The sequence below is a fragment of the Bacteroides sp. MSB163 genome, from assembly GCF_036416795.1.
Taxonomy (GTDB): Bacteria; Bacteroidota; Bacteroidia; order Bacteroidales; family Bacteroidaceae; genus Bacteroides; species Bacteroides maternus.
On record NZ_CP143867.1, the window covers coordinates 1,369,134 to 1,390,423 of the forward strand.

Sequence of the window (21,290 nt, forward strand, 5' to 3'; positions counted from 1 at the left end):
TTTAAGATTAGCGTATCTAGCAAGGTATCCTGAAGGATCAATCATCCTGATACTCAAATATTTTTGTAACAGTTACCACATCTTCATATATCCAAGTACCCCCCAGTTCCGGCTGGGCACACTCACTTGGGTGGCTATGCTGGCAACCGCAGAGGTTGCATATCCAACAAACAGGCGCTTTTGTTACGGATTTCCGCAAAACAGGCAATTTCCTTGCCGAATAGTAATTCCGCTGCATCTGTGGCGTCATATCTCCTTCCGGACGAAGTTTCTCCATCAGCAACTTCATTTCTTCCAGTTTCTCTTTATAAGATTGCTTCGCTTCGTCAAGATCTACCTTCTTCACATTCAGTTGTATCTTCGGACGGGTTTGAACAGGTTCCTCCACTTTCGGTTCAGGTCTGGAAACCTGCATTCCTTCAAGAGAACCGCTTCCTGAAAAGAGATCTTTATATTGTTGTATCAGTTTCTTATCGGCTTCACTCAATTCTACAGGAGGCAGTTCCGGTTCCCCCACCGGAAGTTCTTCAGAGGCAGTATTCAGTATTTGTTCTTCCAAATCGGCAAGTTCCTGTGCCAATGCCAGCATTTCCTGAAAAATGGGGTCTTTCTTTGCCTTTTGCATTTCCTGCATTGCCATCTCATTCAGGGGACGATTACATTTTCGGCAAAAACTGCGGAAATTAAGGGTATTGCAGTCAGGACAGATAATCCCTGTGCGAGGATTACCACAATCAGGACAGAAGAAGTCATCCGCTTCCATCGAGGCACCGCAGAATGAACACAATTCTGCATGAAGTCCTTGTCCGCAATAAGGGCATATTTCCCAATTAGGCTGAACAAGAGAGTTACAACGCATACAGGAAGTTCCTTTAAGCGACATGCCACATTCTTCACAGAATTTATCGCCACTGTGACAAGGTGTCCCGCAATTAGGACAACATTGCAGCTGTTCCGCCTGTTTCTCCGAAGTCTTCTGCTGCGCCTTTATCTGTTGTTCCGATAAAGATTGATGTTGCTGTTCCATAAACCGTATTCAGACTATAAGTTAACCACCCAGATTTTAAATTTCCAAATATATCAAATTATTTGCGGAATACGATGGCGGCAGATAGAAAAAACTCTTTTTTGCTCCTAAACAGTATAGAAATGAGGTAAATGATTTTAGCCTATGTATTCAATCTCTTAGACGCAGATGACACGGATTTAAAGGCTGCGCTGTCACATCAATAAATAAAAAATCTGCGTCATCCGTGTCATCCGCGTCTAAAAAATAAATCAGCACTTCATTCAAAACCCTACAAAAATGCACAAAACATAACCAATAGAAATTTAACTCATATTCTGGATATTAGCTATATATATCGGACGCGCAACATCTATATATCGGGCATGTCGCATCTATATATCGGGCATGCAGTATCTATATATCCAATACCACCGATATATAGCTCGTTAGTCCGCATCACATACACACTTTTCTCACATAATATGGAAATGCCGCTTGTTATAATCGCGACAGTGACGATATATTCGTCCTATCAATCACACTGTGTAAAGAAGTCGAAAACCTGTTATTTCTCCTTTTACAGGAAGTTAAGAGTTTGTCGACAGGAAATTAACTTCTTGCCAACAAACTCTTAACTCCTTGTCGGCAAGAAATTGACACTTTGTAGCACCTTGATAATCAACGATAAATTCCCCTTGTACAAAAAAATATTCGTGCACATATATTACTCGCTTTTCACACCTCTAACATATTCCGCTTGCTTCGGAATCAGACATGCCTGAAACAACAAGCAACGTCATGATGCAAAACTAGCAATATTCCGCATTACGACATTGCTAGTTTTACATCATGACATTGCTTGTTATAATTATACTCAATACATCAAGTGTTATTTTCTTCTTGCAGTCTTTCAGTTTTTTCCCGAGCTCCCTGTTCATCGGCATTTCAGCTGAAACATCCAAGTCTATAGTCGCTTCAGGCATATTTCAGCCAGAATGCCGATGAACAGGGAGCTCGGGAAGAACTGAAAGAACAGAAAGAACTTTTTCTCAAAAATAGTGGGCATAGCATATTAGTTCTTCCTCAAAAAAATGAGAGATTGGTATGGTTCACAAGCCGCTAACCTTCCCTTAAACAATGATAAGAAAAAGAAAAACTGGATGAGTAGTAGTTTTTTTCGTAACTTTGCACTGTTTTAAAGACATTGAATGAATGGAGTTTAAATACGACGTTATCGTGATTGGCGCCGGACATGCCGGTTGTGAGGCCGCAGCTGCTGCGGCAAATCTGGGTTCAAAAACCTGTCTTATCACTATGGACATGAATAAGATAGGACAAATGAGTTGTAACCCTGCCGTAGGCGGTATTGCCAAAGGACAAATTGTACGCGAAGTAGATGCTTTAGGTGGATATATGGGATTAGTGACCGATCAGACCGCCATCCAGTTCCGTATCCTGAACCGTTCCAAAGGCCCCGCAATGTGGAGCCCCCGTGCACAATGCGACCGCAATAAGTTCATCTGGGCATGGCGCGAAATATTAGAAAACATTCCTAATTTGCATATCTGGCAAGATACAGTACGCGAAATTCTCGTTGAAAACGGAGAAGTGGCAGGCTTAACCACTTTACTCGATGTAACCTTCCGTGCAAAGTGCATCGTACTGACCGCCGGCACTTTCCTGAACGGATTAATGCACGTAGGACGTACCAAACTTGCCGGAGGACGTATGGCAGAACCTGCATCTTACGAATTAACCGAATCCATCGCAAGGCATGGCATTGAATACGGACGCATGAAAACCGGTACACCTGTTCGCATAGACGGACGGAGCGTACACTATGAATTCATGGAAACACAGGATGGAGAATGTGACTTTCATAAATTCTCATTCCTGGATACCAGTGTACGCCACTTAAAACAACTTCCATGCTGGACTTGCTTCACGAACGAGGAAGTACACCGTGTATTACGTGAAGGGTTGCCGGATTCTCCCCTTTTCAACGGACAGATTCAGAGTATCGGTCCACGTTACTGCCCCAGTATCGAAACTAAAATAGTTACTTTCCCCGATAAGGAGCAACACCAGCTTTTCCTGGAACCTGAAGGAGAAACGACACAGGAACTTTACTTAAATGGTTTCTCTTCATCACTCCCGATGAATATACAGATAGAAGCGCTGAAAAAAGTTCCTGCATTCAAAGACTTGGTGATTTATCGTCCCGGATACGCTATCGAGTATGACTACTTTGACCCTACCCAATTAAAACATACGTTGGAAACGAAGAAAATTAAAAATCTATTCTTTGCAGGACAGGTAAACGGAACTACCGGATATGAAGAGGCAGCCGGACAAGGAATCATTGCCGGAATCAATGCACATATAAACTGTCACGGTGGCGAGCCATTTACCCTTGCACGAGACGAAGCATATATCGGCGTATTAATCGACGATCTGGTAACCAAAGGCGTGGATGAACCTTATCGTATGTTCACTTCGCGCGCCGAATATCGCATCCTGCTACGTATGGACGATGCAGATATGCGCCTTACCGAAAAGGCATGGCAGCTCGGACTTGTAAAGAGCGACCGCTATGAATTATTGAAACGAAAACGTGACTCGATCAATAGTATCATAGAATTCACTCGTAACTATTCGATGAAACCGGCATTAATCAATCCGGTATTGGAGCAATTGGGTACCACTCCCCTCCGCCAAGGATGCAAATTGATCGACCTTATAAACCGTCCCCAAATTACGCTTGAAAACATGGCGGAGCATGTCAGCGCTTTCCGCCGGGAGCTGGATAAAGTTACTGAAAGAAAAGAAGAAATAATTGAGGCAGCTGAAATCCTGATTAAGTATGAAGGATACATTGGACGTGAACGAATGATTGCAGATAAACTGGCTCGTCTGGAAAGCATCAAAATTAAAGGGAAGTTTGATTATAATACCATTCAATCCCTATCCACCGAAGCAAGACAGAAGCTGGTGAAGATTGATCCGGAAACGATAGCCCAGGCAAGCCGGATTCCGGGCGTATCGCCAAGCGATATAAACGTATTATTGGTACTTTCGGGCAGATAAAGCAAATACGTTCCACGTGAAACAAAGAATTCAATAAACGCATTAAAAATACTGATTATGAGCAAAGAAACTCTTGCAAAAAGCATTCGGGAAATCCCCAATTTTCCTATTCCGGGAATTCTATTTTACGACGTAACTACATTGTTTAAAGATCCTGCAAGGCTTCAGGAACTTTCAGATACATTGTATGAAATGTACAAGGACAAAGGTATCACAAAAGTGGTAGGTATTGAATCGAGAGGCTTCATTATGGGACCCATCCTCGCCACCCGCTTGGGTGCAGGTTTCATTCCTATCCGCAAGCCCGGAAAGCTTCCTGCAGAAACCATCGAGGAAAGCTACGATAAAGAATATGGTAAAGACACCATTCAGATACATAAAGATGCTCTCAACGAGAACGACGTAGTTTTGCTACATGACGATCTGCTCGCCACAGGCGGAACAATGGAGGCCGCCTGCAAGCTAGTACAAAAGATGAATCCGAAGAAAATATATGTAAACTTCATCATAGAACTGAAGGAGTTGCACGGAATAGACTTATTCAGCAAAGACGTAGACGTACAGTCGGTACTTTCATTATAAACAAAGAGAAGAGACCTGAGAACCACATGGAGAATAACCCTGAACTTAAAACCAGCGAATATCTGAAAGGAATTGTATTAAACCTTCCGGAGAGCCCCGGTATTTACCAATATCTGAATACCGAAGGGGTTATCATATACGTAGGTAAAGCTAAAAACTTAAAACGAAGGGTCTCCTCCTATTTCAACAAAGAACACGAACCGGGAAAAACAAGAGTACTCGTCAGCAAAATAGCCGATATCCGATATATTGTGGTGAACTCTGAGGAGGACGCCTTGCTGCTGGAGAATAATCTCATCAAGAAATATAAGCCACGGTACAATGTCTTGTTGAAAGATGATAAGACATATCCGTCCATTTGCGTTCAAAACGAGTATTTTCCCCGGATATTCAAGACACGTAAAATCATACGCAACGGCTCCTCTTACTATGGCCCTTACAGCCATGTACCTTCCATGAATGCATTGCTCGATCTTATCAAGCATCTGTATCCGTTACGCACCTGCAACCTGAACCTTTCACCCGAAAATATCCGGGCAGGAAAATTCAATGTTTGTCTGGAATATCATATCAAGAACTGCGCCGGACCTTGTGTCGGGAAGCAATCACTGGATGATTACATGAAAAACATTGGAGAAATCAAGGAAATCCTCAAAGGTAATACGCAGGAAATACAACGGATACTTTTTCAGCAAATGCAGGAACTGGCTGCCGAGATGAAGTTTGAAGAGGCACAAAAGATCAAGAGTAAATACATGCTGATTGAAAATTACCGTGCCAAGTCAGAGGTAGTAAGCAATGTTCTGCATAATATCGATGTTTTTTCCATAGAGGAAGACAGCGATGGTAAATCTGCATTTATCAATTATCTGCATATCACAAACGGGGCAATCAACCAGGCCTTTACATTTGAGTACAAGAAGCGGTTGAATGAAACCAAAGAAGAGCTTATCCAACTGGGCATCATTGAAATGAGAGAGCGTTACAAGAGCCTTTCACGTGAAATCATCGTGCCTTTCGAGGTGGATATGGAGTTGAAAGACGTGGTATTTACAATACCTCAGCGAGGGGATAAGAAGAAACTGCTGGATCTTTCCATTCTGAATGTAAAGCAGTATAAGGCCGATCGCATGAAGCAAGCCGAAAAGCTGAATCCGGAACAGCGCAGCGTCCGCTTGATGAAAGAGATACAGGAAGAGTTACACCTTGAACATTTACCCATACAAATAGAGTGTTTTGATAACTCAAATATCCAAGGCTCCGATCCGGTTGCCGCCTGCGTGGTATTCAAGAAAGCCAAGCCCTCAAAACAAGACTACCGGAAGTACAATATCAAGACCGTAGTAGGCGCAGACGACTACGCCTCCATGAAAGAAGTCGTAAGACGCCGTTATCAGCGCGCTATTGAAGAGAAAGCAACCCTACCCGACCTCCTTATCACCGACGGTGGAAAGGGACAAATGAGCGCTGTGAAAGAAGTTCTGGACGAACTAAATCTGAATATCCCCATTGCCGGACTTGCCAAGGATGGCAAACACCGCACATCCGAACTGCTTTATGGCTTTCCACCACAGACTATCGGTTTAAAACAAAACACTCCCCTGTTCCGTTTATTGACGCAGATACAGGATGAAGTACATCGTTTTGCCATTACTTTCCACCGCGAAAAACGCAGCAAACGACAGATTGCTTCCGAATTGGATGAGATAAAAGGCATTGGAGAAAAGACAAAAGCTGCTCTGCTAAAAGAGTTTAAAAGCGTAAAGCGTATAAAAGAAGCATCCCTGGAAGCGCTTACGAAAGTCACAGGAGAAGCTAAAGCAAAAGTTATTAAAGAATATTTTAGGAGTTAACCTCTCCTTCTACATATTCATACGTACAAATTGCAGGCAGTCACGAATTTATTCGTAACTTTGCATTTGGAAAAGTTTTAAAAGATTAGGATAAAAAGAACATGAGAGTAGTCATACAACGTGTCGGACACGCTTCTGTTACAATCAACGGAACATGCAAGTCCGCTATAGGGAAAGGGCTTCTGATATTGGTAGGTATTGAGGAAACAGACGGACAAGAAGATATTGACTGGCTTTGCAAAAAAATTGTCAACCTGCGTGTCTTTGACGACGAGAATGGAGTAATGAACAAATCAATCCTCGACATTAACGGTGAAATACTGGCAATCAGTCAGTTCACCTTGCATGCTTCTACAAAGAAGGGTAACCGTCCTTCATATATACGTGCAGCAAAGCCCGATATTTCTGTTCCGCTGTATGAACAGTTTTGCAAAGATTTGAGTTTTTTATCAGGCAAAGAAATAGGTACCGGAGAATTTGGTGCCGACATGAAAGTAGAATTATTGAACGATGGCCCTGTGACCATCTGTATGGATACAAAAAACAAGGAATGATGACATTAGAAGAAGCTCAGCATCAGGTAGATTGCTGGATTAAGAAGTATGGTGTACGCTATTTCAGCGAACTCACCAATATGGCTGTCCTTACTGAAGAGGTAGGTGAACTGGCAAGAGTTATGTCCCGCAAATACGGTGACCAATCCTTCAAAGAAGGAGAAAAAGATAATATCGAAGACGAAATAGCGGATGTCCTCTGGGTACTACTCTGCATTGCCAATCAGACAGGTGTAAATGTCACTGAAGCGTTTGCCCGCAATCTGGAGAAGAAAACCCAACGGGATAACACCCGCCATATCAATAATCCTAAATTGCAAGACCATGGAGAAGAATGAACCTAACCAGAACAAGTATGATGCCGCATTGGCAAAGTACAACACACAGCTGGACGATACGGAAGTAGCTGCCCAGGTAGCGAAAATCATTGCAGAAAAAGTACCCGGAAACCATACGGAAGAAGTCAAGAAATTCTTGTTCCACTGCATTGATCTCACTACACTGAACACTACGGACAGCGATGAAAGCGTGATGAAATTCACTCAAAAAGTAAATCAGTTCGACGAAGAATTCCCTGATTTGGAGAATGTCGCTGCTATCTGTGTTTACCCTAACTTCGCAGAAATCGTAAAGAGTACCCTGGAAGTAGAGGATGTAAAAATAGCCTGTGTTTCGGCAGGTTTTCCTTCTTCACAAACCTTCACAGAAGTAAAAGTCGCAGAAACCGCCATGGCTCTAATGGAAGGTGCAGACGAAATAGATATCGTAATTTCAGTAGGCAAATTCCTGAGTGGAGACTACGAAAACATGTGCGAAGAGATACAGGAACTGAAAGATGTCTGCAAGGAACATCACATGAAAGTGATTCTGGAAACAGGCGCTCTGAAGAGCGCTTCCAATATCATGAAAGCCTCTATCCTATCTATGTATTCGGGCGCAGACTTTATAAAGACATCTACCGGGAAACAGCAGCCCGCTGCAACCCCGGAAGCTGCTTATGTAATGTGCCGGGCTATTAAAGAATATTACGATAAAACCGGCAACAAAGTAGGTTTCAAACCTGCCGGAGGTATTAATACCGTAAATGACGCTGTCATCTACTACACTATCGTCAAAGAGGTGCTTGGCGAAGAATGGCTCAACAACCAATGGTTCCGCTTGGGCACCAGCCGCCTGGCCAATCTTCTGCTTTCGGACATCAAAGGCATGGAAATGAAGTTTTTCTAAAGATAGAAGTAAAACTGAATATAAAAGCCTGACAGGAAATTCTGTCAGGCTTTTATATTATGAAGGCAGTACAAAATTTTCGGGGAAATCACTTATCGCGGTCCACTACATAATTCAAATAAGCAGCAAGGCCGGCTTTTACATCTGAATCAGGCAAGGATGCCAATAATGAAAGCGCTTTTTCCTTATAGGCAAACATAGTCTGCACAGCATATTCAATGCCACCTTGTTGCTTGGCAAATTCGATTAATCGGGCGATTTCATCGGCCGAAGCAGTACCATTTTTCACTTTGACGGCAATCTCTTCCGCACTTTCATCCTTGGTAGAGTTCAAGGCATAAAGCACAGGAAGGGTCAGTTTGCCTTCCAACATATCGTTTCCTGTTGGCTTACCTATCTCCTTACTATCATAATAGTCGAATATATCATCCTTAATCTGGAAGCAAAGACCGATATATTCACCGAACTGGCGCGCAAATTCCGCCTGTTCATCGGTCACTCCTACCGAGAGAGCACCCGATTTGGTACAAGCTGCAAAAAGCACAGCCGTCTTCTTACGGATCACATCAAAATAGATTTCTTCGGAGAATTGGAGATTACTTACATTAGAAAGTTGAAGAAGTTCGCCCTCAGACAAATGCTGTCCCAGACGGGAAACCACATCAATAATAGCGTAATTATGCGTCTTACCTACCTGCACAAGTGCAGTTGCCAAAAGGTAGTCACCCACCAGTACCGCTACCTTATTATTATAAATAGCATTCACCGACAGCTGTCCGCGACGCTCGGTGCTTTCATCCACCACATCATCGTGTACCAGACTGGCCGTATGTAATAATTCAAGGGAAACCGCCGCATGAAGTGATTCGGGACAAATCCGTCCGTATAGCTTTGCCACAAGCAGCAGCAAAATCGGACGCATCATCTTCCCGTTCTTTTGTCGAATGTGTGAGATTACTTCATTCAGCAAAAAGTTGGAACTGGTAAGCGAATTATCAAACAGCTTTTTGAAATCGTCCAGTTCTGCCGCTATCGGAGTTTTTATGAGTGATGAGTTGTCCATGCATCGCTATTTTCCCACAAAAATAGTAATAAAACACTTAATACGGTATTTTTTTGTACTTTTACCATGAAAAAAAGGATAAATATATGAATTCTGACGATAAACTGTTTCTTCTCGATGCCTATGCATTGATATATCGCGCCTATTACGCGTTCATCAAGAACCCTCGGATCAACTCCAAAGGGTTCAATACTTCCGCTATTTTGGGCTTTGTAAATACCCTGGAAGAAGTACTCAAAAAAGAGAATCCTACTCACATCGGAGTCGCTTTCGATCCCGCCGGACCGACCTTCCGCCATGAGGCCTACGAACAATATAAGGCACAACGTGAGGAAACTCCGGAAGCTATCCGCCTTTCCGTACCTATTATAAAGGATATTATACGTGCATACCGCATTCCCATCCTGGAAGTAGCGGGATACGAAGCCGACGACGTCATCGGTACGCTTGCCACTGAGGCAGGACAACAAGGCATCACCACTTACATGATGACTCCCGATAAGGACTATGGCCAATTAGTATCTGAAAATGTATTCATGTACCGTCCCAAACATACCGGCGGGTTTGAGGTCATGGGAATAGAACAGGTAAAAGCTAAATTCGACATTCAGTCCACCCAGCAGGTTATTGACATGTTGGGATTAATGGGAGATGCCTCCGATAATATTCCCGGATGTCCCGGCGTCGGAGAGAAAACCGCACAAAAGCTGATCAGTGAATTCGGCAGTATCGAAAATCTTCTGGAGCACACCAATGAACTAAAAGGTGCATTGAAGACGAAAGTCGAAAATAACCGGGAAATGATTACCTTCTCCAAATTCCTTGCAACAATCAAAATCGATGTTCCCATCAAACTTGACATGAAAGCTCTCGTTCGTGAAGAACCGAATGAAGAAGAACTCAGGAAAATTTTCGAAGAATTGGAATTCCGTACACTCATTGACCGTGTACTCAAAAAGAGTAGTTCCCCCTCCCCTTCTTCCGTTGCTCCCGATCTTTTTTCACCAGGCCCGCTTTTTACTCAAAATAACGGTCCGGTTCAAGGCAATTTGTTTGAAGAATTTGCGCCCAACGGGCCGGAAGATTCCAAAAATTCAAATCTCGCGCGTTTAGAAACCATCAACGCAGACTACCAACTCATTGATACAGAAGAGAAAAGGAGTAAAATTATTAAAAAGTTACTTACAACTAAAATTCTCTCAATAGATACAGAAACGACTTCAGCCGAACCAATGGAAGCAGAATTGGTAGGGATGAGCTTCAGCGATACCGAAAATCAGGCTTATTATGTTCCGGTTCCGGCAGAACGGGAAGAAGCGTTAAAAATAGTAAATGAGTTCCGGCCGCTCTACGAAAATGAGAATTCAATGAAAGTCGGACAAAATATCAAGTACGATATTCTTGTTCTTCAAAATTACGGGATGGAAGTGAAAGGTGAACTTTTCGACACCATGATCGCACATTACGTTTTGCAACCCGAACTTCGTCATAACATGGATTACCTGGCAGAAATTTACCTGCATTATCAAACCATCCACATTGATGAACTTATCGGTCCGAGAGGAAAGAACCAAAAGAACATGCGGGACCTTCCACCAGAAGAAGTTTACAAATATGCATGCGAAGATGCAGACATTACTTTAAAGCTAAAGAATGTACTTGAAGAAGAATTAAAGAAGCAGGGGGTTGAACATCTCTTCTATGAAATAGAAATGCCGCTCGTACGCGTACTTGCCAATCTGGAAAGTAACGGAGTGCGCATTGATACCGAAGCGCTGAAACAAACCTCCGAGCATTTCACTGTCCGCCTACAAGAGATAGAAAAAGAAATCTATGAACTGGCAGAGGAAACGTTCAATATAGCTTCACCCAAGCAGGTGGGCGAAATCCTGTTCGACAAACTGAAGATTACGGATAAAGCGAAGAAAACCAAGACAGGACAATACGTCACTTCGGAAGAGGTACTGGAAAGCCTGCGCAATAAACATGAGATTATCGGAAAGATCCTCGAATACCGTGGATTGAAGAAATTATTAGGAACATATATCGATGCTCTCCCCCTGCTGATCAATCCACGCACAGGGCGTATTCATACTTCTTTTAACCAGGCAGTCACAGCTACCGGACGACTCAGTTCCAGTAACCCGAACCTGCAAAACATTCCTATCCGCGACGAAGACGGTAAGGAAATCCGTAAAGCCTTCATTCCGGACGATGGTTGCGAGTTCTTCTCCGCCGACTATTCACAGATAGAGTTGCGCATTATGGCGCATCTAAGCGAAGATAAGAATATGATTGACGCCTTCCTCAGCGGTTATGATATTCATGCCGCCACTGCCGCTAAAATATATAAGGTAGACATAAAGGACGTCACTTCCGACATGCGTCGCAAAGCCAAGACAGCCAATTTCGGTATCATCTACGGTATTTCTATCTTTGGATTGGCAGAACGTATGAATGTGGACCGCAAAGAAGCCAAAGAATTGATCGACGGATATTTCGAAACCTACCCGCAAGTTCGTGAATATATGGATAAAAGCATCCAGATAGCACGCGAACAAGGATATGTGGAAACGATCCTCCACCGCAAACGTTTCCTGCCCGATATCAACTCCCGCAACGCAACCGTACGCGGATATGCAGAGCGCAATGCCATCAATGCACCTATCCAGGGAAGTGCAGCTGATATTATTAAAGTTGCCATGGCACGCATCTACAAACGCTTTCAAAGTAACAATCTGAAAGCAAAGATGATTTTACAGGTCCATGACGAACTAAATTTCAGCGTTCCAGAGGCTGAAAAAGAGTTTGTGCAACAAATTGTAATTGAAGAAATGGAACGTGCATATCGCATGCACGTACCCCTGAGAGCCGATTGCGGGTGGGGAAAGAACTGGTTGGAAGCCCATTAATTCCACCTATAACTTTATTTAACTTACAATCAGAAAGCAACTGAAGTAATCTGTTCGAAATACAGTTTGCTCACCAGAATATCCGGCAACATCATTGCCGGATATTTTTTTATCATCAATCTTGGCAAAAAGAAAGCATAACAAAGTAGTCACATCTGACATTTTGACTATATTTAATTCATATATGATATTTATGTCAATTAAATACGTACCTTTGCAGCGAATTCAATGACATATTGATAGAATATAGTAAGAGATAACTTAAAAACATATAGAACCATGAGAACAAAAGTATTTTTAAAAACAGTTGCTTTATCAGCAGTAATTCTTTTTAGTGCTATGGCAGCTTCTGCAGCTAACAAAAACAACCTTATTTACAATTCGGAAGAGAAAGACGGAGTGATGGTTGGGCAAACCGTTTACAAAATGGACAGTGGAACTTTAGCAAACTACATGAAGTACAGCTACAAGTATGATGACCAAAAACGTATGACGGAAAGCGAAACTATGAAGTGGAACAGCCAAAAGAATACTTGGGAAAACGACCTTCGCATTTGCTACGCCTATCAGGGAAAAAGTATCACTACCACTTATTATAAATGGAACAGCAAACAAAAAGCATACGTCCTTGTACCTGACATGACGGTCACAATGGACAATCCAAGCCTGTAAATCATACAGATACTCTCTTAAAATTCTAACAAATTGAACAAACCGAAACCTTTATAAGTTTTGTACACCAATGAAAGCCGGAATATGCGATGTATTCCGGCTTTTTTCATAACTTTACCTTTCAAAAAAATATCTATTTTATGATACCTGCCAACCTCACCCACTACATTGAAACAGAAATTATTCCACGTTATGAGAAGTTCGACAAGGCTCATAACCTCTCGCACGTACAGGCCGTTATAGAAGAGAGCCTTTCACTTGCCAAACAGTATGATGTAAATGAAAGTATGGCATATACTATTGCCGCTTACCACGATACCGGGCTTTATCATGATCGTGCTACACATCACCTAATCTCAGGTGAGATTCTGAAGCAAGATGCCGCTCTCCGCGAATGGTTCAATGAAATAGAAATAGAAACAATGAAAGAAGCGGTAGAAGATCACCGGGCATCTACGGATCATGAACCTCGGAGTATTTACGGAAAAATAGTCGCAGAAGCAGACCGTGTGATTGACCCCACTATCACTCTACGCCGTACTGTACAATACGGGCTGAAACAACAACCAGAAGCAGATAAAGAATGGCACTATCAACGTTTTCATCAGCATTTAATGGATAAATATGCACCTGGAGGATATCTGAAACTCTGGCTTCCAAACTCCAAGAATACAGAACGCCTGAAAGAACTACAAACTATTATCCTAAACGAAGAGTTGCTCAAAAAAACATTCAACAAATTATTTTCAGAAGAAAAAAACAATTAAACCTCCAATAATGAAAGCACTTTATTATAATGCCATACTTGGCATATTACTATTCTTTCCCCAAGGTAAGTATCTACATACCCGGAAGTATGCGTGGAACAATTTCAGACTCAAACGGAAATTTCTACATAGATGCCAAACCTAAAGAAACCCTATACTTTACCCATGCAGGAAAAGAAGATGCATACAGACAATTACAGGAGAAAGATACTACCGGCTTCATAGTACAAATGCAACCACGTATTCAAAGATTGAAAAATGTACATGTAAGAAAAGATAAGAAAATCATTGAAAAAGGTGAACCTTATGAAGACGACCGTGATGGTACGTTTGAACTTGTATATGCAGATGCCTATTTTCCAGATGGTGAAGAAGCTTTATACAAATTCTTTAAAGAAAACCAACAATATCCTCAAGAAGCTTTTAAGCAAGGGGAAGAAGGAGAAATACTAATACAGTTCACTATTGATGAAAAGGGTAAAGCTACCGATCCTAAAATCCTCCAGAGTGTATCACCAATGCTGGATCAAGAGGCAAAACGCCTCGTTCTTTCCATGCCAGCTTGGAAGCCTGCCAGACAAAGAGGTTTGTGTGTGGAAAGTACCTTTATATTGCCTGTCTATTTCCATATAGATATACGGAAACAATATACAGAATAACACTACATAGCATTGAAAGACATAGGGCAACGTTAATTAAAACCTAATCTTTTATCAGATAAACAGAAGAATACCTATCTTTGCAGCAAGAAAATAAGTAATAACAAAATAGATAATGGCTTTACAATGTGGTATTGTTGGTTTGCCGAACGTAGGTAAATCAACACTTTTCAACTGTTTGTCCAACGCAAAAGCGCAGGCAGCAAACTTTCCTTTCTGTACAATAGAACCGAATGTAGGTGTAATTACCGTACCCGATGAGCGCTTGAATAAGCTCGCCGACTTGGTACATCCGCAACGAATTGTCCCCACTACAGTGGAAATCGTGGATATTGCCGGATTGGTAAAAGGTGCCAGCAAAGGTGAAGGATTAGGTAATAAATTCCTCGCAAATATCCGAGAAACAGACGCTATCATCCATGTGCTGCGTTGCTTCGACGACGAAAACGTGACACATGTAGACGGAAGTGTAAATCCCGTACGTGACAAGGAAATCATCGATTATGAGCTACAACTGAAAGACCTTGAAACCATCGAGTCGCGCATACAGAAAGTACAAAAGCAAGCACAGACCGGTGGAGACAAGACCGCTAAACTTGCCTACGACGTACTGGTAAAGTACAAAGAGGCACTGGAGCAAGGCAAATCAGCACGCACCGTAGTCTTTGAGACTAAAGATGAGATAAAACTTGCCCGCGAACTTTTCCTGCTGACTTCCAAACCTGTGATGTACGTATGCAACGTAGATGAAGCAAGTGCTGTAAAAGGTAATAAATACGTAGATATGGTACGGGAATCCGTCAAGGATGAGAATGCCGAAATATTGGTGGTAGCCGCCAAAACAGAAGCGGATATTGCTGAACTGGAGACTTATGAGGACCGCCAGATGTTCCTCGAAGAAGTAGGACTGGAAGAGTCAGGTGTAAGCCGTCTTATCAAGTCAGCCTACAGCCTGCTGAACCTGGAAACTTACTTCACTGCCGGTGTACAAGAAGTACGTGCCTGGACGTATGAAAAAGGTTGGAAAGCTCCGCAATGTGCCGGTGTTATCCATACAGACTTTGAGAAGGGCTTCATTCGCGCTGAAGTTATCAAGTACGAAGACTTTCTGCAATACGGCAGCGAAGCTGCTGTAAAAGAAGCCGGAAAGCTGGGCGTGGAAGGAAAAGAATACATAGTGCAGGATGGCGATATCATGCACTTCCGGTTTAACGTATAATCAATTACAGGTTATGAAATATCTCATAGCCGGTACAGGCGGCGTAGGAGGCAGTATCGCCGCTTTTCTTTCTCTTGCCGGGAAAGATGTGACTTGTATAGCCCGCGGCGAACACTTGACTGCCATACGCGAACATGGATTGCGCCTGCACTCTGACCTGAAAGGTGAACATACACTACCGGTAAAAGCATATACTGCCGAAGAATATAACGGCAGTGCCGATGTCATTTTCGTATGTGTCAAAGGTTATTCGGTTGATTCTATCACTGACTTAATCAAGCGTGTATCGCATAAAGACACTATTGTCATCCCCATTCTCAATGTATATGGGACAGGTCCGCGCATTCAGCGCCTTGTACCTGGAGTAACGGTACTGGATGGCTGTATTTACATTGTCGGTTTCGTATCAGGTAAAGGTGAAATTACCCAGATGGGAAAGATATTCCGCTTGGTTTACGGAGCACATAAAGGTACGGTTGTTCCCCGTGGAACGTTGGAGGCTGTTCGGCAAGATTTAGAAGAAAGTGGCATCAAAGCAGAAATATCTCCGGACATCAATCGGGATACCTTTGTGAAGTGGTCTTTCATCTCTGCCATGGCTGTTACCGGAGCTTATTACGATGTGTCTATGGGCGGAGTACAGAAGCCCGGCAAGGTTCGGGATACATTCATTGGTCTTTCAAAAGAAAGCGCCGCTTTGGGCCGGAAATTGGGTATTGAGTTCAAAGAAGACATTGTGGAGTATAACCTCAAAGTAATCGACAAACTTGCCCCGGAAAGCACCGCCTCCATGCAGAAGGATATAGCCAAAGGACATGAAAGCGAAGTACAAGGACTGCTATTCGATATGATTACTGCTGCTGAGGAACAAGGAATCGACATTCCGACGTATCGGATGGTGGCGGAGAAGTTCAGAAGTTGAAACAATAAACTTAATAAAAAATATATTATGCTTCCATTACTCAGCATCAATTGGGACCCAAACCCCGAACTATTCAATCTGTTCGGCCATATTCCCGTACGCTATTACGGTCTGTTATGGGTCATCGGTATCGCCTGTTCCTATTTCGTAGTCCGCTACCAGTACAGAGACAAGAAAATCGGTGATGACAAGTTCGAACCGCTGTTCTTTTACTGCTTTTTCGGCATACTCATCGGAGCACGCCTAGGACATTGCCTGTTCTATCAGCCGGAATACTATCTTCATCATTTCTGGGAGATGATATTGCCTATACAGTTCTTGCCCGATGGAGGTTGGAAATGGACCGGCTATGCAGGTCTCGCCAGTCATGGAGGCACGCTGGGGCTGATGATAGCCCTATGGCTGTACTGCCGCAAGATGAAAATGCACTATATGGACGTATTGGACATGATTGCCGTAGCAACTCCTATCTGCGCCTGCTTCATCCGCCTTGCCAATCTGATGAATTCTGAAATTATCGGTAAAGTGACCGATGTGCCTTGGGCATTTGTATTCGAACGGGTAGATATGCTTCCCCGGCACCCGGCACAGCTTTACGAAGCAATCGCCTACTTCATTTTCTTCCTGCTGATGATTTTCCTGTATAAGAATTACGGCAAGAAGCTGCATCGTGGTTTCTTCTTCGGACTCTGTCTGACAGAAATTTTTGTATTCCGCTTCTTCGTAGAATTCCTGAAAGAGAATCAGGTAGATTTCGAAAATAGCATGTCACTGAATATGGGACAATGGCTCAGTGTTCCGTTTGTAATCATAGGAGTGTATTTCATGTTTTTCTACGGAAAGAAGAAAACACAGAAATAAAAGAAGAATGAGGATGTATCAGACACGATTCTGATGCATCCTCATTCACACTATTTACGTTGCCATCTACTCTTCGAGGCATGCTCCCGCTTCAGAATATCACTTAGGGGAACTTCAAATATCTTGGCCTCAACCCATGCCACAAAGTCGAACTTACGCAAAATCTGAGTCTCATATTTATCCGCATATAAAGCGTGAACTTCCTCCGCCATACTTTCCCATATTTTCGCCCGCTTTTTCCGGTTCGTATCAACCAAAGAGTAACTCAAGAATTTAAGCAGAAAAGATTCTACCTTCAGATTATACCCTTTATTTTTGGACATTTCCCGCTTGATAGAGCGAACTTCGGACTGGATATAGTCTACATCCCCCAACTCATAATGAATCATCACATTCACGATCCTAATGGTACGAAACAGCGGCAGAGAATATAGATGTCCTCTCCCGATAGTCGTACTCAACCGTTTCCGGGCTTTCCTGTACTCTCCGTTCCCCAAATGAATCAAGGCAACATATAAGGACATTTCCGCCTGTTGTTGCTCTTTTAATAAGGCCATTTTATCAATCAGCGAAGCCTGGTGTTCAGTAATCCATAAACCAGCCTGCTCAAACTCTCCCCTATCGATATAGGAGAATAACCGGTATATGAATATCACATAAGTTACATTCAACTGAAAACTCGATGATGGCGAAGACAGTTTCTCCAACTTTCCTATAAAGTAATCCATACCCTCATAATTGTGCATGATGCGAAGACTCTCTAACATACCTTCCACCGTCATCAGATAATATACCGGAGGATTATTCCAAAGGTGGGTATTCTCTTCAAACAGTTTATTCAGCTCCACAAATGAATTGAACGCAGCTCTGTAATCTCCCACCGTCACAAAGTAATTGGCCTGGAAAAGCTGGTGATTCTTCTTTATCTCAAAGTTCTCGACGCCTGCACTTGCCACGATACTAATCTCACTGGTCACCAGGTCATCCAGTTTCTGAGTCTCCTCCAACGAACGTGAAGCCCCCCTGTTCAACATCCTGTGCTTCAATAACTCATACAATGAAGACTGCTCATTCAACTGACTGATACTTTTCAGCGTACTTTTCATTTTATATTGTTTGTTCAGCAGCTTCTTTTCGTCCACTTCCTCAAAATCCAGCGTTAGGAGATAATTCAGTTCCAACCTCTGCGCCACAAGCAACGCAAAATGATTTTCATAATAGACGGCCTTCTCTTTCACCTTTTTCAATACCTGGAAGCATTCCTGATGCATAGACTTCTCATACAATACCCTGGCATGCAGCAGCTCATTGAACAACAGATAATAGCTATCCTGCTCTGTTCTCAATTCTGTCAATATCTCTATCAGAAGATCAAACAGGTAAATAACCACCGTATTGAAAGAAGAAGTGGGTTTTGCCTTCAGGAAACACTGTTTCAGTTCTTCAGGGCCACTGATCTTCTTGTCATCAATCAATCTGAAAAGGAAGATATAGTCTTTCTCCGGCTTATTGGATATATAGATAGAGAATTCTTTCTTTTCTTGTTTCGTGAGACTATTTATCAATTGGATAAGCGATTCGGACTTTGGCATAGCATTAGTAGATTTTGAAATAACGAAAGCAAGGTAGAGAAAAAAACAAAAGGAAACAATCTTTTCGCGGAATAATATAAGCTTTAGCTATATTACAAATATTAAAACACCGCACATACATACACATAAATCTCATTGAACATCAACTATTTAACATTCATATTAACGATATTATATAAATTTACCAGTATTATATTTGTGCACTTTTTGTTTGTTTATGAATTATCTATCGCATACATTTGGCGTAGAAAAAGAAAGCACAGTTCCGAATTACTTAATCTTAAACTAATTAATAGCCATGAGCAAGAATATCATTGTAATAGGTAGTTGTAATACAGATATGGTCATCAAAGCCGACCGTCTCCCCGTTCCCGGAGAAACAGTAATGGGTGGCAGTTTCATGATGAACCCCGGAGGTAAAGGGGCTAACCAAGCTGTAGCGGCTGCCCGATTAAAAGGAAATGTGTACTTCATAGCCAAGACCGGCAACGATCTATTCGGCAAACGTTCCATAGAGCAGTACGAAGACGAAGGAATTCACGTTGAAAATATCTATTCAGACCCTACCCTCCCTTCCGGAGTGGCACTGATTATGGTAGACGTGAACGGAGAAAACAGTATCGCTGTTGCCTCCGGAGCCAATGGTTCACTGAGTCCCGAAGATATCCGGAAAGCACAGCCCGCCATCGAAAAAGGAGATATCCTGCTGATGCAACTGGAAATTCCCATAGAAACAGTGGAATACGCAGCCCAGATAGCAAGCGAACAGGGTATCAAGGTTATCCTGAACCCGGCACCCGCCCGCGCACTTTCCAACAAGCTGCTGCAAAACCTGTATATGATTATCCCCAACGAAACGGAAGCCGAAATTCTTTCGGGAATCAAAGTGACCGACTGGGAAAGTGCCCGGAAAGCTGCGGACATCATCAGCGCCAAAGGAGTGGACATTGTCGTTATCACAATGGGGTCCAAAGGAGCCCTGATTAAGGAAAACAACGAATACCATGAGGTTTCCGTCCCCAAAGTGAAAGCGGTAGATACCACGGCTGCCGGAGACACCTTCTGCGGCTCCCTATGCGTAGCCCTATCCGAAGACATGAACGTGCTGGATGCCGTGAAGTTTGCCAATAAGTGCGCTTCCATCACAGTGACCCGCATGGGAGCACAGTCCGCCCTGCCCTATCGCAAAGAAATAGATGTTTTATAAATAATAACTTTAAATTCTAATACCATGTTTATTGTAGACAGTTACTCATTAGCCGTTATTTTCTGCGTTATCACGATGCTCTGCTGGGGTTCGTGGGGTAATACACAGAAACTTGCCGGGAAGACCTGGCGTTACGAATTGTTCTACTGGGATTACGTTATCGGTATCCTGGTCTTCTCCCTCCTTTTAGGATTCACGCTGGGCAGTACGGGAGATGCCGGACGCGGTTTCGTTGAAGATCTGAAACAGATCAGTATGGAGAACTATGCAAGCGCTTTTGCAGGAGGGGTTATATTCAACCTATCCAATATCCTGCTGTCAGCTTCCGTCTCGATGGCCGGGCTTACGGTAGCATTCCCTCTGGGAGTTGGCATAGCACTGGTATTAGGGGTTTTCGTCAACTACTTTGGCGAACCCAAAGGTGATGCAGTAATCCTTTTCAGTGGTGTGGCGCTAGTGGTACTCGCCATTATTTTCAATGCTATAGCTGCCGGAAAGATGAATAAGAAAGGAAGCAGTACGAATAAGAAAGGAATTTTTATCGCCATCATAGCAGGTGTACTGATGTCCTTCTTCTACCGGTTCGTTGCCGCTGCCATGGACTTAAATAACTTTGAGTCGCCTACTCCCGCAATGGCTACTCCGTATTCGGCATTCTTTATATTCGCAATAGGTATCTTCATAAGCAATTTCATTATCAACACCATCGTGATGAAGAAGCCGTTTGTAGGTACTCCGGTAAGCTATAAAGAGTACTTCCAAGGCAAATTCAGCACACACATGGTCGGAGTGTTGGGAGGAGCCATCTGGGGATTAGGTACGGCTCTGAGTTACATTGCAGCAGGGAAAGCCGGCGCGGCTATCTCGTATGCTTTGGGACAGGGAGCGCCTATGATTGCAGCTTTGTGGGGCATATTTATCTGGAAAGAGTTCAAAGGCTCTTCACGGACGGTAAATATCCTTCTGGCTTGCATGTTCGTTCTGTTTATATCCGGTTTAGGAGCAATTATCATCTCCGGAGCCAATTAATCCGGCTCTCACTCGATCTCATAAATTAATGCTTTCTTTTTCTAACTTCATCGAGTGAAAGAGGAAATTGCCTGA

General features: G+C 42.9%; 18 protein-coding genes. 15 read left to right on the plus strand and 3 right to left on the minus strand.

From position 1 onward, the window contains the following. Window positions 1-37: 37 nt before the first annotated feature. Window positions 38-1,027: a zinc ribbon domain-containing protein gene (locus tag VYM24_RS04740; protein WP_330941596.1), complete on the minus strand. Its 990-nt coding sequence runs from the start codon at window positions 1,025-1,027 to the stop codon at window positions 38-40. A gap of 1,194 nt (window positions 1,028-2,221) precedes the next feature. Here VYM24_RS04740 and mnmG point away from each other — a divergent pair. The 6 genes from mnmG (at window position 2,222) to deoC (ending at window position 8,312) form a co-directional block, all read left to right on the plus strand. Then, entirely contained in the window at window positions 2,222-4,096 is a 1,875-nt protein-coding gene (gene mnmG / locus VYM24_RS04745; protein ID WP_299090603.1) for a tRNA uridine-5-carboxymethylaminomethyl(34) synthesis enzyme MnmG, read from the plus strand. A 57-nt stretch (window positions 4,097-4,153) separates the two neighbouring features. Then, complete coding sequence (locus tag VYM24_RS04750; protein ID WP_291549672.1) at window positions 4,154-4,678, plus strand: adenine phosphoribosyltransferase; 525 nt, start codon at window positions 4,154-4,156, stop codon at window positions 4,676-4,678. Between the two features lie 26 nt (window positions 4,679-4,704). Beyond that, the gene (gene uvrC / locus VYM24_RS04755; protein ID WP_291549673.1) at window positions 4,705-6,531 is read left to right on the plus strand and encodes an excinuclease ABC subunit UvrC; all 1,827 of its coding nucleotides are present in this window, start codon (window positions 4,705-4,707) and stop codon (window positions 6,529-6,531) included. Between the two features lie 101 nt (window positions 6,532-6,632). After that, on the plus strand, window positions 6,633-7,085 hold the full coding sequence (gene dtd, locus VYM24_RS04760) for a D-aminoacyl-tRNA deacylase (RefSeq protein ID WP_299090607.1): 453 nt from the start codon (window positions 6,633-6,635) through the stop codon (window positions 7,083-7,085). Further along, window positions 7,085-7,423: a nucleotide pyrophosphohydrolase gene (locus VYM24_RS04765; RefSeq protein WP_026366777.1), complete on the plus strand. Its 339-nt coding sequence runs from the start codon at window positions 7,085-7,087 to the stop codon at window positions 7,421-7,423. Before dtd ends, VYM24_RS04765 begins: the two co-directional genes overlap by 1 nt. Continuing rightward, on the plus strand, window positions 7,410-8,312 hold the full coding sequence (deoC, locus tag VYM24_RS04770; RefSeq protein WP_007216626.1) for a deoxyribose-phosphate aldolase: 903 nt from the start codon (window positions 7,410-7,412) through the stop codon (window positions 8,310-8,312). The genes VYM24_RS04765 and deoC overlap by 14 nt, the downstream gene beginning before the upstream one ends. Window positions 8,313-8,400: 88 nt before the next feature. On the opposite strand, the gene VYM24_RS04775 is transcribed toward deoC, so the two are convergent. Next, on the minus strand, window positions 8,401-9,375 hold the full coding sequence (locus VYM24_RS04775) for a polyprenyl synthetase family protein (RefSeq protein ID WP_291549675.1): 975 nt from the start codon (window positions 9,373-9,375) through the stop codon (window positions 8,401-8,403). A gap of 86 nt (window positions 9,376-9,461) precedes the next feature. On the opposite strand from VYM24_RS04775, the gene polA reads away from it, so the two are divergent. The 7 genes from polA (at window position 9,462) to lgt (ending at window position 17,387) form a co-directional block, all read left to right on the plus strand. Further along, window positions 9,462-12,287 (plus strand): DNA polymerase I, encoded by a 2,826-nt coding sequence (gene polA / locus VYM24_RS04780; RefSeq protein ID WP_330941597.1) that lies wholly within the window; start codon window positions 9,462-9,464, stop codon window positions 12,285-12,287. A gap of 279 nt (window positions 12,288-12,566) precedes the next feature. Next, entirely contained in the window at window positions 12,567-12,959 is a 393-nt protein-coding gene (locus VYM24_RS04785; RefSeq protein ID WP_044268273.1) for a DUF3836 domain-containing protein, read from the plus strand. 140 nt (window positions 12,960-13,099) lie between these two features. Next, window positions 13,100-13,726, plus strand: coding sequence for an HD domain-containing protein (locus tag VYM24_RS04790; RefSeq protein WP_291549677.1), 627 nt, complete (start codon window positions 13,100-13,102; stop codon window positions 13,724-13,726). Window positions 13,727-13,755: 29 nt separating this feature from the next. Continuing rightward, a complete protein-coding gene (locus VYM24_RS04795) occupies window positions 13,756-14,385 on the plus strand; it encodes a TonB family protein (protein ID WP_330941598.1) in 630 nt (209 codons plus the stop codon). 115 nt (window positions 14,386-14,500) lie between these two features. Continuing rightward, entirely contained in the window at window positions 14,501-15,604 is a 1,104-nt protein-coding gene (gene ychF, locus VYM24_RS04800; protein WP_299090618.1) for a redox-regulated ATPase YchF, read from the plus strand. Between the two features lie 13 nt (window positions 15,605-15,617). Next, window positions 15,618-16,526: a ketopantoate reductase family protein gene (locus VYM24_RS04805; protein ID WP_291549680.1), complete on the plus strand. Its 909-nt coding sequence runs from the start codon at window positions 15,618-15,620 to the stop codon at window positions 16,524-16,526. A gap of 27 nt (window positions 16,527-16,553) precedes the next feature. Then, on the plus strand, window positions 16,554-17,387 hold the full coding sequence (gene lgt, locus VYM24_RS04810) for a prolipoprotein diacylglyceryl transferase (RefSeq protein ID WP_425286633.1): 834 nt from the start codon (window positions 16,554-16,556) through the stop codon (window positions 17,385-17,387). A 50-nt stretch (window positions 17,388-17,437) separates the two neighbouring features. Here the strand turns inward: lgt and VYM24_RS04815 are convergent, their stop codons facing one another. Continuing rightward, window positions 17,438-18,979, minus strand: coding sequence for a hypothetical protein (locus VYM24_RS04815; RefSeq protein WP_330941599.1), 1,542 nt, complete (start codon window positions 18,977-18,979; stop codon window positions 17,438-17,440). 298 nt (window positions 18,980-19,277) lie between these two features. On the opposite strand from VYM24_RS04815, the gene rbsK reads away from it, so the two are divergent. Both rbsK and VYM24_RS04825 read left to right on the plus strand, forming a co-directional pair. Next, the gene (gene rbsK / locus VYM24_RS04820; RefSeq protein WP_291549683.1) at window positions 19,278-20,186 is read left to right on the plus strand and encodes a ribokinase; all 909 of its coding nucleotides are present in this window, start codon (window positions 19,278-19,280) and stop codon (window positions 20,184-20,186) included. A 24-nt stretch (window positions 20,187-20,210) separates the two neighbouring features. After that, complete coding sequence (locus tag VYM24_RS04825) at window positions 20,211-21,215, plus strand: GRP family sugar transporter (protein WP_294613431.1); 1,005 nt, start codon at window positions 20,211-20,213, stop codon at window positions 21,213-21,215. The last annotated feature ends 75 nt before the right edge of the window (window positions 21,216-21,290 follow it).

Coding starts and splice junctions, on each gene's coding strand:
- VYM24_RS04740 (WP_330941596.1), bottom strand. CDS start 1,027: ATGGAACAGCAACATCAATCTTTATCGGAACAACAGATAAAGGCGCAG.
- mnmG (WP_299090603.1), top strand. CDS start 2,222: ATGGAGTTTAAATACGACGTTATCGTGATTGGCGCCGGACATGCCGGT.
- VYM24_RS04750 (WP_291549672.1), top strand. CDS start 4,154: ATGAGCAAAGAAACTCTTGCAAAAAGCATTCGGGAAATCCCCAATTTT.
- uvrC (WP_291549673.1), top strand. CDS start 4,705: ATGGAGAATAACCCTGAACTTAAAACCAGCGAATATCTGAAAGGAATT.
- dtd (WP_299090607.1), top strand. CDS start 6,633: ATGAGAGTAGTCATACAACGTGTCGGACACGCTTCTGTTACAATCAAC.
- VYM24_RS04765 (WP_026366777.1), top strand. CDS start 7,085: ATGACATTAGAAGAAGCTCAGCATCAGGTAGATTGCTGGATTAAGAAG.
- deoC (WP_007216626.1), top strand. CDS start 7,410: ATGGAGAAGAATGAACCTAACCAGAACAAGTATGATGCCGCATTGGCA.
- VYM24_RS04775 (WP_291549675.1), bottom strand. CDS start 9,375: ATGGACAACTCATCACTCATAAAAACTCCGATAGCGGCAGAACTGGAC.
- polA (WP_330941597.1), top strand. CDS start 9,462: ATGAATTCTGACGATAAACTGTTTCTTCTCGATGCCTATGCATTGATA.
- VYM24_RS04785 (WP_044268273.1), top strand. CDS start 12,567: ATGAGAACAAAAGTATTTTTAAAAACAGTTGCTTTATCAGCAGTAATT.
- VYM24_RS04790 (WP_291549677.1), top strand. CDS start 13,100: ATGATACCTGCCAACCTCACCCACTACATTGAAACAGAAATTATTCCA.
- VYM24_RS04795 (WP_330941598.1), top strand. CDS start 13,756: ATGCCATACTTGGCATATTACTATTCTTTCCCCAAGGTAAGTATCTAC.
- ychF (WP_299090618.1), top strand. CDS start 14,501: ATGGCTTTACAATGTGGTATTGTTGGTTTGCCGAACGTAGGTAAATCA.
- VYM24_RS04805 (WP_291549680.1), top strand. CDS start 15,618: ATGAAATATCTCATAGCCGGTACAGGCGGCGTAGGAGGCAGTATCGCC.
- lgt (WP_425286633.1), top strand. CDS start 16,554: ATGCTTCCATTACTCAGCATCAATTGGGACCCAAACCCCGAACTATTC.
- VYM24_RS04815 (WP_330941599.1), bottom strand. CDS start 18,979: ATGCCAAAGTCCGAATCGCTTATCCAATTGATAAATAGTCTCACGAAA.
- rbsK (WP_291549683.1), top strand. CDS start 19,278: ATGAGCAAGAATATCATTGTAATAGGTAGTTGTAATACAGATATGGTC.
- VYM24_RS04825 (WP_294613431.1), top strand. CDS start 20,211: ATGTTTATTGTAGACAGTTACTCATTAGCCGTTATTTTCTGCGTTATC.